Origin of the sequence: Arthrobacter sp. NQ4, from assembly GCF_029077345.1 — a bacterium.
Classification (GTDB): Bacteria; Actinomycetota; Actinomycetes; order Actinomycetales; family Micrococcaceae; genus Arthrobacter.
Map to the genome: position 1 here is coordinate 529,887 of NZ_JARETC010000002.1, position 12,763 is coordinate 542,649.

A 12,763-nucleotide genomic window follows, 5' to 3' on the forward strand; every position below is an offset into this window, starting at 1 on the left:
CCATGGGGCTCGTCGCAGGCATCGACAGCTCCACCCAGTCGTGCAAGGTGGTGATCCGCGATGCCGATACCGGAGCATTGGTCCGCCAGGGCCGGGCCCCGCACCCTGAGGGCACCGAGGTCCACCCGGACCATTGGTGGACGGCACTGCAGAAGGCGGTGGCAGACGCCGGCGGACTGGATGACGTCAGCGCCGTGTCTGTCGGAGGCCAGCAGCACGGCATGGTCTGCCTGGACAGCGACGGTGCGGTGATCCGGCCGGCGCTGCTGTGGAACGATACCCGCAGCGCCGGCGCCGCCCTGGAACTCATCGAATCCGCCGGCGGCGGCGATCCAGCCGTCGGCGCGCAGTACTGGGCGCGCGCCACCGGTACGGTGCCGGTCGCATCCCTGACGCTGACCAAGCTGCGCTGGCTGGCGGAAAATGAACCGGAAAACGCCGCGGGGGTGGCCGCCGTCTGCCTGCCGCATGACTGGCTCACCTGGCGGCTCGCAGGCCACGGGCCAGGCAGCGGTAAAGAAGGGCTGGCCGCCCTGGCCACGGACCGCTCGGACGCATCCGGTACGGGCTACTACTCGACGGCGGAAGGCAAGTACCTGCCGGACGTCCTGTCCGCGGCACTCGGCCACGTGCCGGTCCTCCCCCGGGTCCTCGGGCCCCTGGAAGCGGCGGGAAAGACGCCGGCGGGCACCCTCCTGGCGGCAGGCGCCGGGGACAATGCGGCGGCCGCGCTTGGTGCAGGGGCCCGGTTGGGCGATGTGGTGATGTCACTGGGCACGTCCGGGACCGTCTTCGCGGTCTCGGATTCACCGGCGGCTGACGCCTCGGGACTGGTGGCCGGATTCGCCGACGCCGCCGGGCATTTCCTGCCGCTGGTGTGCACCTTGAATGCCACCCGCATCTTCGATGCCACCGCCGCCCTGCTGGACGTGGACCTGGCCGAGTTCAACCGGCTGGCGTTGTCCGCCGGGCCCGGTGCCGGCGGCCTCACCCTGGTCCCGTACTTCGATGGGGAAAGGACCCCCAACCTGCCGGACGCCACCGGCTCCCTGCACGGCATCACCCGGGCCAACTACACCCCCGCCAACGTGGCGCGCGCCGCCGTCGAGGGCGTTGTCTGCTCACTGGCGGACGGCCTGGCGGCACTGCAGGACCAGGGCGTGACCGCCCGGCGGATCCTCCTGGTGGGCGGCGGGGCCCAGTCAGCAGCCGTGCAGGAAGTGGCCGCCAGCCTGCTGGGAACCGGCGTCACGGTGCCGCAGCCGGGCGAGTACGTGGCCGACGGCGCCGCGCGCCAGGCTGCGGCGGCACTCACCGGACGCTTCCCCGAGTGGGCGGCAGACGCCGTCGACCTTCCGCTGGGAAAGGACGACGCCGGCGTGTTGGCAAGGTACCGCCGGTTCGCCTCGCTCTACCCATAGGGCTGCAGCAGGGCAGCGGGCAGGAAAAAGGACCCGGAACCAGGGTGGGAAAGCCTCCCCTGGTCCGGGTCCTTTCATGTGGGGCGCAGGCTCCTGCCGTGACGCAGCAGGAGCCCGCGGTCTTGAACCAGGTCAGGCGTACGGCAGGACAAGCTCCGCGTACCGCTCCTTGACCGCGGCCAGGACGGTGTTGCCGTCCGTGTCCCAGATCTCCTGATTGAAAATCTCCACTTCGATGTCGCCGGTGTACCCGGCGTCGCGGACCCAGGTGCCGATCGTGGCAAAGTCCACCACGCCGTCGCCCATGTACCCGCGGGAGAGCAGCGGATCGGCGGCGATGGGCATGTTGAAGTCGCACACCTGGTAGGAGGCGATGCGGTTCTCCCGGCCGGCGCGTTCGATCTGCGCCTTCAGTTCCGGGTCCCACCAGACGTGGAATGTATCGACGGCGACGCCAACTGTCGATGCGTCGAAGGGCGCTGCGAGGTCCAGGGCCTGCCCCAGGGTGGAGATCAGTGCGCGGTCCGCGGCGTACATCGGGTGCAGCGGTTCCAGCACCAGGCGGACGCCGTTTTCCTGTGCGAAAGGGACCAGGTCCGCGAGCCGGTCAGCCACACGCTGCCGGGCGTCCACGATGTCCTTCTCCCCTGACGCGAGTCCGCCCACCACCAGGAACAGTTCGGTGGTGTCCAGCGCCACGGCTTCGAGGATCGCTGCACGGTTGTCGGCGAGCGCGTTTGCCTGGCCTTCCGCGTCCGCCGCCGTGAGGAACCCGCCGCGGCACAGCGAGGACACACGCAGGCCCGCGTCCTTGATCAGGCGTGCTGCCTTGTCCAGACCGGCCTCCGCCACCCGGTCGCGCCAGGGGCCGATGGCGGGGATGCCGGCGTTGACGCAGCCCTCGACCACCTGGGCAAGCGTCCACTTCTTGGTGGTGGCGCTGTTGATGGACAGGCGGGAGAAGTCGCTCATACTCCCACCCCGTTGATCCGCAGGTAATCGGACATGCGGAAGGCGGCCAGCGCCGGGTCCTTCAGCAAGCCGGCCTGGTCGGCCAGCTCAAAGGTCCGGGCAAGGTGGCAGACGGAGCGGCCGGAGTGCAGGCCGCCGACCATCTGGAACCCGGGCTGCTTGCCGTTGAGCCAGGACATGAACGCGATGCCGGTCTTGTAGTAGAACGTCGGGGCGCTGAAAATGTGCTTGCCCAGTTCACGGGTGGAGTCCAAAATTTCCCGTGCCCTGGCCGGATTTCCGGCGTCATAGTTCTGCAGGGCCACGGAAGCGGCCGGGTAGATGGCCGCGAAGATGCCCAGCAGGGCGTCGGAGTGGTGGCTGCCGTCGCCGTCGATGAGCTCCGGGTAGTTGAAGTCGTCCCCGGTGTACAGGCGGACGCCTTCAGGCAGCGCCGCCCGCAGGGCCACCTCGTGGCCGGCGTCGAGCAGGGAGACCTTGACCCCGTCCACCTTGGCCGCGTTGTCCCTGATCAGGCCCAGGAAGGTTTCAGTGGCAGTGGCGACGTCGTCCGAGCCCCAGTAGCCCGCCAGGGCGGGATCGAACATGGTGCCCAGCCAGTGGAGGATGACCGGCTGGTCAACCTCCTGCAGGAGTGTGGAGTAGACGTTCAGGTAGTCTTCCGGCCCACGTGCTGCCTTGGCAAGTGCCCGGGAGGCCATGATGATGACCTTGGGGCCGGCCTCGCTGATCACGGCAATCTGCTCACGGTATGCCCCGAGGACGGCTTTCAGGCCGGCCTCACCCGTGGGCAGGGCGTCGAGGTCCAGCTGGTCGGTACCGGCACCGCAGGACACGAGGTCACGGACCGATTTACCGGCGGTGGCCGGGTTGTTGGCCGAGACCACCGATGCTGCCTCGACGCCGGTGCGCTTGATGAGCTGCTGCGTGGCGGCCCAGTCAAGGCCCATGCCGCGCTGGGCGGTGTCCATGGCGTCGGCCACGCCAAGACCATAGGACCAGAGCTCGTGGCGGTACGCCATGGTGGCGTCCCAGTCCAGGCGCGCCGGGGCTCCGGGAGTGTTGTCGGCGAGGACCTCGGGGATGACGTGGGCCGCGGCGTAGGCGCGCCGCGCGGTAAGCGGGGCGGTGGGGCGGGCCCACGGCATGGCTCCCCGGAGGCGGTACTCCCTGGTGCCGCCGTCCTCGGAGGGAAGGATAAGGGAAGTCATCAGAGCGTGATCTCCGGGATGTCAATGGTGCGGCGCTCGTCATTGGACCGGAGGCCAAGTTCGGCGAGCTGGACACCGCGGGCGGCGGACAGCAGGCCGAAACGGTGTTCCCTGCCGGCCACAACGTCGCGCAGAAACTCTTCCCACTGCAGCTTGAACCCGTTGTCCAGCTCGGCATTGGCCGGGACTTCCTGCCACTGGTCGCGGAAGGACTCGGTGACGGGCAGGTCCGGGTTCCAGACCGGCTTGGGGGTGTGGGCGCGCTGCTGGGCGACGCACTTGTTCAGGCCTGCGACGGCGGAGCCATGGGTCCCATCAACCTGGAACTCCACCAGTTCATCGCGGTAGACACGCACTGCCCAGGACGAGTTGATCTGGCCGACCACCTGGTCGCCGCCCGGGGTCTCGAGCTCGAAGATGCCGTAGGAGGCGTCATCCGCCGTGGCCTTGTATTCCTTGCCGGCTTCGTCCCAGCGCGCCGGGATGTGGGTGGCGGTCTTGGCGTTGACGCTCTTGACCTGGCCGATGATGCCCTCCAGGACGTAGTTCCAGTGGCAGAACATGTCCGTGGTCATTCCGCCGCCATCTTCCTTGCGGTAGTTCCAGGACGGGCGCTGCGCGGCCTGGATGTCGCCTTCGAAGACCCAGTAGCCGAACTCGCCGCGGATGGAGAGGATGCGGCCGAAGAAGCCCTCGTCCACCAGGCGGCGGAGCTTGACCAGGCCCGGGAGGTAGAGCTTGTCGTGGACGACGCCGGCAGTAACGCCCGCCTCCTTGCCGATGCGGGCCAGTTCAATGGCTTCTTCGAGGGTCTCGGCCGTGGGCTTCTCGGTGAAGATGTGCTTGCCGGCCAGCATCGCCTTCTTCAGGGTTGCGGCGCGCAGGCTGGTCATGGAGGCGTCAAAGATGACGTCCACCGTGGGGTCCTTGATCACGGCGTCCAGGTCCGTGGTCCACTCGGACACCTTGTGCTTTTCCGCCAGTTCCCGGATCTTGGCCTCGTTGCGGCCCACCAGGATGGGTTCAACCTGGACCCTGGTGCCGTCCGGGAGGGTGAAGCCGCCGGCATCGCGGATGGGCAGGATTGAGCGCAGCAGGTGCTGACGGTAGCCCATCCGGCCGGTGATGCCGTTCATGGCGATGCGGATTGTCTTTGTTTCGAAGCCCATGTGTCCTCCACGGTGAGTGAGCAAGGTAGTCAAGCTGATTGGGAAAGCGCATTCCCACTGCTTCCATGATGCACGGCGCGCTTCCCCGTGGCAAGCGCTTTCCGGAAGTAGTTTGAACTGCCATAATGTGCTTTAGCCTTCGAGCCCGTACAAGACCAGGAGATGCAGTGGCTGCAAGTACCCTTACCGAGGTGGCCCGCCTTGCCGGCGTTTCACCCGCCACGGCCTCCCGCGTGCTGAACGGATCCGCCCGCAAACCGGGGAAGGACATTGCCGAACGGGTCCGGCAGGCGGCTGAGTCGCTCGGCTACATCCCCAACGCCCAGGCACAGGGGCTGGCGAAATCCAGTTCCGGCCTGATCGGCCTGATCGTCCATGACATTGCCGATCCCTACTTCGCGGCCATTGCCAGGGGCGTGCAGGAAGCCGCCCGGGAACAGCGGAAGATGGTACTCCTTGCCACCACCGGCGGCGGCCCCGCGGAGGAAAAGGAAGCGGTGGCTGCGTTCGCGGCGCGCCGGGCAGACTCGATCGTGATCGCCGGTTCCCGCTCGTGCCGCGACGAGGACAAGGACGGCAACAGCGAGCTGGCAGCCGAACTTGACCGGTATTGCCGCAACGGCGGCCAGGTGGCCGTGGTGGGCCACCCCGTCGTGGGTGCAGCTGCTCCGGAGGGGTACCACGTGGTGAAAGTGCCCAACCAGGAGCTGGCCGGCCGGCTGGCCACCGAACTTGCGGGCAGCTGGGACGGGGACTTCGTCATTGTCGGCGGTCCCGAAGGCCTCCTGACCTCCGATGACCGGGTCCGCGGTTTCCAGGAGGGACTGGAACGGGCCGGGCGCCGGCCGGCGGAAGTGCTCCGCAGCGCGTTCAACCGGTCCGGTGGATATGACGCCGGGCTTGAACTGGCTGCCCGGATCAAGGCAGCCCGGACCAACGCGGGCCCGTCCGGAGAAGGGGGCCCGTCCGGTGAGGGGGGCGGCGCACCCAAGCTGTGCATTTTCGCCGTCAACGATGTGATGGCCATCGGGGCGGCCGCAGCATTGCGGTCCGAGGGGCTCCGCATCCCCCGCGACGCCGCCATCGCCGGTTTCGACGATATTGAGACCCTCCGCGACTTCCGGCCGGCCCTTTCCACGGTCCGCCTGCCGCTGGAGGACATTGGGCGCGTGGCCACCCGGGCCACCCAGCGGAGGCTTGCCGGCGACGACGGCGACGACGGCGACGGCGCCGACGACGCTTCACCCGGTGACATCACAGGCGAGGTCACGCTGCGGCGCAGCACCGAAGCTGCCGCCTGATGGCGGCGCGTGCGCTTACGGCAGTTCCCGCCCGTCCCGGGGCTGCCGGCGCCCGGCCGGCCATCCTGGTCCTGCCGGGAGGAGGATACGCCCGCCAGGCTGACCACGAAGCGGAGCCCGTTGCAGAGTGGCTGGCCTCCCTGGGAATCCACGCCTTCGTCCTCCGCTACAGGGTGGCCCCTGACCGGCACCCTGCTCCCCTGGAGGACGCAAAGGAAGCCATGCTCCACATCAGGAAGGGACAGCACCGGTTCGCCGTCGACCCGGAGCGCATCGGCGTCCTGGGCTTCTCCGCCGGCGGCCACCTGGCGGCCACCCTCAGCACGGCAGCTGCCACCGGAAACCCGGACCTGGATGTGCCCGCAGCCGTCCCCGACCTCTCGGTGCTCTGCTATCCGGTTGCATCACTGACCCACGAGGCGCACCAGGGATCGGTGGCAAACCTCCTTGGCGGCGCGCCGCCGTCGGACCTCCTCAGGGCCCTCTCGCCGGAGCTGAACGTCACTCCCCGGACGCCGCCGGCCTTCCTCTGGCATACAGCCGATGACGACGCCGTTCCGGTGAGCAACAGCCTGAACTATGCCAGGGCGCTCTTTGCCGCCGGCGTTCCGGCGGAACTGCATGTCTTCCCGCAGGGACGGCATGGGCTGGGGCTTGCCGCGGACCACCCCGGACCACGGCAGTGGACCGCACTGTGCGCAGCCTGGCTGCAGCGTGCCGGATGGACGGACTCCGTCCACCAAGCCGCCACGGCCGGCCCCGCCTAGCCCCGCGCCCGCCGAGGCCGGACCGGCCTAGCCCAGAGCGCGGATGGTCCAGCCCGCCGAGTGGGCCTGGCCGGGCTGCAGGTGCACCAGGTCCGTGCCTGAATGCAGGGCATCAGGCGGACACGTCATTGGTTCAACAGCCAGGCCCAGCCGGTCCGGGCGGGCGGGCTTGTCGCCGGTGTGCACCTGGACCCAGGGCCATTCGGCGCCCCATTCGAGTTCCACACCTGTACCTGACGGATCCAGTACCCGCACCCGGGCCAGGCCCGCACCGTCCCGGGCGATGTCCGTGAAGGCATGGTCGATCTTCACCGGCCCCAGGCGCCGCGGCGAACGGAAGTCGAAGGCATCCCCGTCCACCTGCCGCATGCCCACCGGCAGCAGCCGGTCAGGGGTCACCTCCAGGTAGGCAGCGGCCGGCAGATCCAGCGTCCAGTCATCCAGCGGGGACGGACCGGCCACCAGATAGGGATGGGGGCACACCCCGTACGGGGCGGCAGCGGCACCGGTGTTGACCGCCCGCACCATGCCCTGGAGCCCGTCGTCGGAGAGCGTATAGGTCACCGACAACTCCAGGTCACCCGGGTAATCCGGGCCGGCCGGAATGCGGCAACCCAGGACGGCGCGGTCCGCGGCCGCTTCCAGCACCTTCCATGGCCTGTGGATGGCAAGGCCATGCAGGGCAGCGCCGCGTTCCGGTTCGTTGACGGCAGCGGCATAGGACTTGCCCCCATAGGAGTAGGTGCCGTCCGCCAGGCGGTTGGGCCAGGGCGCACAGATCACGCCGCGGTAGTCGGGTACGGGTCCGTCGGGGCCAAAGCCCACCACCAAGTCCCTGTCCCCGTGGCGGAGTTCCCTAACCGCCCCGCCGCGGAGGGTGACGACGGCGGAGTAGGGTCCGTGGGCGAGGTGGACTTCAGTTCCGGGCATGGCTACCTCTGCGTCGTAGTGTGTTAGCGCTCACCAGCCTACCGCACCACCGGCACTGTCCACTGGCTACAGTTGCCCCATGGATACGGCCGCCGACCAGGACCTCATCGCCACCGTCAGGGGTGCACTCCACGGGCTGGCCGAGCCTACCCGGGCCGCGGGAGCGCAGGCCTACATGAAGTCCGAGCTCCCCTCGCTCGGCGTACGGGTTCCCGAGGTGCGGCGCATCGCGAAGCGGGCTGCCCGGGAGCATCCGCCGGTTTCCGCCGGGCAGCTGCGCGCCACCGTGCTGGACCTGTGGCGCACCTCCACGTTCCGGGAGGAGAAGTACGCGGCCATCGACCTGACAGCACACCGGCTGGTGGCCTCCGACCTGGACATGCTTCCTGTGTACGCAGAAATGATCCGGACAGGTGCATGGTGGGACTTTGCCGATGGCGTGTCCGGCCGGATCTGCACCCTGCTGCAGTCGCACCCCCGGGAGATGTCCGGTCTCCTGCTGCAGTGGAGCAAGGACCCCGACCTTTGGATCCGCAGGGCCGCCATCACGTCGCAGCTGCGCGCCGGGAAGGCCACCGACACGCGACTGCTCGCCGCCATCATCGAGCCGAACCTGGCGGACCGGGAGTTCTTCATCCGCAAGGCCATCGGCTGGGCGCTGCGCGAGTACGCCAAGACCGCACCGGAGTGGGTGGAGGCGTTCGTTTCCCGCAACAAGGACCCCATGAGTCCGTTGTCGCGGCGGGAGGCCCTGCGCAGGATCAGCGCCGGGGCCGCACAGCAATAGCCGCCGCTAGATCACGGGACGTTCGACGACGGGCTGGTGCGATTTGCGGAACAGCCTGCGGGTGCCGGGGTCCCAGAAGATCAGGTACAGGGCAAAGAGCAGGGCGGTCAGCGCCGCGGCAACGCGGGCCAGGGCGAGGGCGAAGCCGAGGTCCTGGGTCTGGAGGTACGGGAAAACGTCCAACTGGTCCGAAATCGCGTAGATCATGAAGAAGGACACCACGAAGTACAGGGCCTTGACCTGCCAGTCGTTCCTGATGCCGGTCACGGCAAAGAGCGGTATGAGCCAGACGACGTACCAGGCCTGGATGATCGGGGCCAGCAGGACCACGGCCGCCAGGGCGAGCGTGAGGCGGCGCATCAGGCGGTCGTAGTCACCCTTGAAGATCTGCCAGGCGACGATTCCCACGGCCAGCAGCTTGCCGGCGTCGAATACCCAGCCCGCGGGGACCGAACCGTCAAAGCCGAAAGCGGTGGCCAAGGATCCGACCACCATGCCAATCAAGCCCACCGGGGCGTACCAGATCGAAATACTGCCCGGCGCGGACAGGCCGTTGATCCAGCCGAAGCCGAACCCGTTGACCATGCTCAAGGCGGTCAACAGCGCCAGGCTCAGGCCGGCCGTCAGGGCCCAAAACGCCACTTTCCGGAGCCAGCCCGCGTTCCGGCCTGCCCACAGGAGGCCGATGAAGGGCAGGAAGACAATGGTGATGGGCTTCACCGCGATGGAGAGGGTCACCAGGGCGATGCCACGGACCTGGCGCCGGGTCGCGGAGTAGTACAAGCCTGCCAGGGCGAGCCCGATCATCAGGGAGTCGTTGTGGACACTGGCAATGAAATTGGTCAGGAAGAGCGGGTTGGCCACGGTCAGCCAGAGAGCGCGGTGCGGGTTCACGCCGTGCAGTTCGGCGAGCCGGGGCACGTAGACGACGCAGAGCACCACACCGGCCAGCGCCACCAGCCGGAAGAGCATGACGCACGCCTCCGGCTGGACGTTGGTCACCCAGACGACGAACTGCTCGATCCACAGGAACAGCTGGCCATAGGGAACCGGCGCCTCGGTCCACATTTTGTCGGCGCCGAGCTGGAAGTAGTTGGACAGCGCGGAAATGCCGTTTTCGTACGGATTGAAGCCCTCCACCATCAGGCGCCCCTGCCCGATGTACGCATACACGTCGCGGCTGAACAGCGGCACGCTGAACATCATGGGAAGTCCCCATGCCACCACCGCGGACAGGGTTGCCCGCCGTGCCTGTTCACCCCACACCCGGACTTTCTGGCCCAGCCGCAGCCAGGCACGCACCAGCAACATGCCGCCGATGGCCACCAGGACGATGGACAGCGCCACGCCGGGAGCCTCCGTCCGCATCCAGATGAACACGGGCATCCGCCGCAGCTCCGAGACCGGGGCCAGCCAGCCGACGCCAATGGAGCCAATCATCATGAACATGGAGCCCAGGAAACCGGCAAGCAGGGGTGAGCGCGGATTGTCCACCTCGGCACTGCCCGTTCCGGCAATACCGGCCGCCGCCATCTCCCCCGTTGCGGGCACAGGCGCCGTCATCTCAGGATCGTCCAATCTTGTTGCGTTTTCCGCTGTTGATCCGGCGGGCCGCACGGGCCGGCCGGGACACGATTAAGGGGCGGAAGGGCGACCCGCCGCGTACCGAAATCCTAGCATCGGCAGGGTGCCCGGAAGTGTAACGGTAGGCTGGTCCGGTGCCTATATCTAACGAACGAATCGTCTGGATCGACTGCGAAATGACCGGCCTGGACATCAAGAACGACGCCCTGATCGAGGTGGCAGCACTGGTCACCGACTCGGAGCTCAACATCCTTGGTGAGGGCGTCGACGTCGTCATCAAACCCGACGATGCCGCAGTGGCCCAGATGTCCGACTTCGTCCGGGACATGCACACCAAGTCCGGGCTGCTGGCGGAGCTGCCGCACGGCAAGACGATGGCAGAAGCAGAGGCCGCGGTCATGGAGTACATCTCCACGTGGGTCCCGGATCCGCGCAAAGCACCTCTGGGCGGCAACTCCGTGGGAACCGACCGGGTGTTCCTGTCCCGCGACATGCCTGCCGTGGTGGAGCACCTGCATTACCGGGTCATTGACGTCAGCACCATCAAAGAGCTCTCGCGCCGTTGGTACGCCCGGGCGTACTTCCAGTCGCCGGCGAAGAAGGGTGGCCACCGCGCGCTGGGAGACATCAAGGACTCCATCGACGAGCTCCGCTACTACCGCGAGGCAGTGTTCGTCCCCGCCCCCGGGCCGGACAGCGCCACCGCCCAGAAGATTGCCAGGGGAATCACCAACGGGGACGCCGGGAACCAGTCCGCGGAGTAATCTGCGCCACGTTTTGAGGAAATTTCGCTCAAATCGCTGAAAGTGGACAAAGCACCCTGTTCGAGCAGGTAAGCTATTTGAGTTGCGTTTCCAGGGAGCCGCTCCGGTGGAATTCCCTGAGGCACATGGTGGGCGTAGCTCAGTTGGCAGAGCGCCTGGTTGTGGTCCAGGAGGTCGCGGGTTCAACCCCCGTCGCTCACCCTCACGGGGCGGCACATGCAGCCGTCAACAAAGGAGGCCGCACCGGATATCCGGTGCGGCCTCCTTTGTCGTGCCCCACCGGGCACACGCATTGCAGCCGGGGACACCGCGAAGCCGAAGGACTACTGATATGACCGTTCTGCCGATCACCATCTGGGGCGAGCCTGTCCTGCACCGCCGCGCCGCCGAGGTGGAGGTCTTCGACGACGAACTGCGCACCCTGATTGCCGACATGTTCGAAACCAACGACGCCGCCAACGGGGTGGGCCTGGCCGCCCCGCAGATCGGCGTCGGCAAGCGGATCTTCGTTTACAAGTACGCCAATGACGACGGCGCTCCCCCAACCGGCGTCCTGGTGAATCCCGTCCTGACCCTGTCGAAGGTCTCAGGTGCTGCTCCCGATCCTGATGAAGAGGAAGAGGGCTGCCTGTCCTTCCCGGGCGAACAGTATCCGCTCAAGCGGGCCGAATGGGCCCGGGTGGAGGGCTTTGACGGGTTCGGGGAACCGGTCCGCTTCGAGGCCACAGGCTGGTTTGCCAGGGTCATCCAGCACGAGTATGACCACCTGGACGGCAAGCTGTACGTCAACCGGCTGTTGGACCGGTATTCCCGCAAGGCCATGAAGCAGGCCAAGAAGAACGGCTGGGGCGTGCCGGGGCTGACCTGGATGCCCGGCGTTGACCCGGATCCCTTCGGACACTGACCGGTCCAGCCACGGGGCCGCCGGCCACCGAGCCGGCCCTGCGGATGCCGGTCAGCCTGCCGTAATGGTCTGCTGCTGGGGGCAGGAGGCCAGGACCCGCTTCATGGCGACCTTTTCCGCTGCCGTTACCCACAGCCCGTACGCGGCCTTCACGGAAATCTGCCGGGCCACGTAATGGCAGCGGATTGCCGTGTTTTTGGGCAGCCAGGTAGCGGCGTCCCCCGCGCTTTTTTGCTGATTGGCGGCGCCGTCCGCCGCGATGAGGTTCAGGGGATCGTTTGCCAGGCTCTGGCGTTCCTTCGGCGCCAAACGCTGGGCGCCCTTTTGCCAGGCATCACCCAGGGCGACGACGTGGTCGATCTGGACCGCGCGGCTGCTGTCCGAACCGCGCCGGAAATCAATATCCTGCCCCGTGTAGGGTTCCCGGAAGTGCCCGGCCGTCACCTTGCAGGAGGAACCCTCTGAGAACACAACATCGGCGAGGTCCCGGCGAAGAATGTCATTGCGGGTGTCGCAGCCGTTGCGGTCCACATCGAGCCAGGCCTGGCCAAAGGCCTCCCGGCTGTAATCGGTGCTGGGCGCCCGCCCTTTGACAGCCAGGCCGTCAAGGGCTGCGAGGGCGCTGCCGGCCGGCACAGGGTTGGGTTCCTGGACCGGCTTCATCCAGGCGGGGTCGAAGACCGGCGCCTCCGTGGGCCCCTCCGTGGCGGGCCCGGCTGCCGCGAACTGTCCGGCGGTGAAGAACCAGAACAGTGCGGCAAGGACGGAGACCGCGGCCGTCACCAGAAGCGCCCAGGCCTGCCGGGAACGGCGGCGTGCGCGGCGGTAGGCGGACCAGCTGACGGTCACGGGGTTGACGCCGGGAGGGGAAAGTCGGGCACCCCAAGAGCCTAGGACAATGGGGCCGGCCGTCCGCTGATATCCACACTGTTGAGGACGAGTGATGGGTCACA

The 12,763-nt window shown here is 67.8% G+C and carries 12 protein-coding genes and 1 tRNA gene; 7 read left to right on the forward strand and 6 right to left on the reverse strand.

Annotation, left to right across the window (positions count from 1 at the left end; genetic code table 11):
- Window positions 1-2 precede the first annotated feature (2 nt).
- On the forward strand, window positions 3-1,421 hold the full coding sequence (xylB, locus tag PUN51_RS06295) for a xylulokinase (RefSeq protein WP_275180263.1): 1,419 nt from the start codon (window positions 3-5) through the stop codon (window positions 1,419-1,421).
- A gap of 132 nt (window positions 1,422-1,553) precedes the next feature.
- On the opposite strand, the gene PUN51_RS06300 is transcribed toward xylB, so the two are convergent.
- The 3 genes from PUN51_RS06300 to PUN51_RS06310 are packed head-to-tail and all read right to left on the reverse strand — an operon-like array spanning window position 1,554 to window position 4,773.
- Window positions 1,554-2,393, reverse strand: a complete 840-nt coding sequence (locus PUN51_RS06300) for a sugar phosphate isomerase/epimerase family protein (RefSeq protein ID WP_275180264.1) — start codon at window positions 2,391-2,393, stop codon at window positions 1,554-1,556.
- Window positions 2,390-3,604, reverse strand: a complete 1,215-nt coding sequence (locus PUN51_RS06305) for a dihydrodipicolinate synthase family protein (protein WP_275180265.1) — start codon at window positions 3,602-3,604, stop codon at window positions 2,390-2,392. Before PUN51_RS06305 ends, PUN51_RS06300 begins: the two co-directional genes overlap by 4 nt.
- A complete protein-coding gene (locus PUN51_RS06310) occupies window positions 3,604-4,773 on the reverse strand; it encodes a Gfo/Idh/MocA family protein (RefSeq protein WP_275180266.1) in 1,170 nt (389 codons plus the stop codon). Before PUN51_RS06310 ends, PUN51_RS06305 begins: the two co-directional genes overlap by 1 nt.
- Window positions 4,774-4,940: 167 nt before the next feature.
- Between PUN51_RS06310 and PUN51_RS06315 the strand changes: the two genes are divergently transcribed.
- Window positions 4,941-6,074 (forward strand): LacI family DNA-binding transcriptional regulator, encoded by a 1,134-nt coding sequence (locus PUN51_RS06315; protein ID WP_275180267.1) that lies wholly within the window; start codon window positions 4,941-4,943, stop codon window positions 6,072-6,074.
- Window positions 6,074-6,841, forward strand: coding sequence for an alpha/beta hydrolase (locus PUN51_RS06320; protein WP_275180268.1), 768 nt, complete (start codon window positions 6,074-6,076; stop codon window positions 6,839-6,841). The genes PUN51_RS06315 and PUN51_RS06320 overlap by 1 nt, the downstream gene beginning before the upstream one ends.
- Before the next feature lie 27 nt (window positions 6,842-6,868).
- On the opposite strand, the gene PUN51_RS06325 is transcribed toward PUN51_RS06320, so the two are convergent.
- The gene (locus PUN51_RS06325) at window positions 6,869-7,771 is read right to left on the reverse strand and encodes an aldose 1-epimerase family protein (RefSeq protein WP_275180269.1); all 903 of its coding nucleotides are present in this window, start codon (window positions 7,769-7,771) and stop codon (window positions 6,869-6,871) included.
- 79 nt (window positions 7,772-7,850) lie between these two features.
- Between PUN51_RS06325 and PUN51_RS06330 the strand changes: the two genes are divergently transcribed.
- On the forward strand, window positions 7,851-8,558 hold the full coding sequence (locus PUN51_RS06330) for a DNA alkylation repair protein (protein WP_275180270.1): 708 nt from the start codon (window positions 7,851-7,853) through the stop codon (window positions 8,556-8,558).
- 6 nt (window positions 8,559-8,564) lie between these two features.
- On the opposite strand, the gene mptB is transcribed toward PUN51_RS06330, so the two are convergent.
- Entirely contained in the window at window positions 8,565-10,121 is a 1,557-nt protein-coding gene (gene mptB / locus PUN51_RS06335) for a polyprenol phosphomannose-dependent alpha 1,6 mannosyltransferase MptB (protein ID WP_201302416.1), read from the reverse strand.
- Between the two features lie 155 nt (window positions 10,122-10,276).
- Between mptB and orn the strand changes: the two genes are divergently transcribed.
- From orn to def, 3 genes are all read left to right on the forward strand, one after another.
- Window positions 10,277-10,906 (forward strand): oligoribonuclease, encoded by a 630-nt coding sequence (gene orn, locus PUN51_RS06340; RefSeq protein WP_224026376.1) that lies wholly within the window; start codon window positions 10,277-10,279, stop codon window positions 10,904-10,906.
- Between the two features lie 128 nt (window positions 10,907-11,034).
- Window positions 11,035-11,107, forward strand: a tRNA-His gene (locus tag PUN51_RS06345).
- A 130-nt stretch (window positions 11,108-11,237) separates the two neighbouring features.
- Window positions 11,238-11,810 (forward strand): peptide deformylase, encoded by a 573-nt coding sequence (gene def, locus PUN51_RS06350; protein ID WP_224026377.1) that lies wholly within the window; start codon window positions 11,238-11,240, stop codon window positions 11,808-11,810.
- A 51-nt stretch (window positions 11,811-11,861) separates the two neighbouring features.
- Here the strand turns inward: def and PUN51_RS06355 are convergent, their stop codons facing one another.
- Window positions 11,862-12,659 carry an HNH endonuclease family protein gene (locus tag PUN51_RS06355; RefSeq protein ID WP_275180271.1) on the reverse strand — a complete coding sequence of 266 codons (798 nt, stop codon included), beginning with the start codon at window positions 12,657-12,659 and terminating at the stop codon, window positions 11,862-11,864.
- Between the last annotated feature and the right edge of the window lie 104 nt (window positions 12,660-12,763).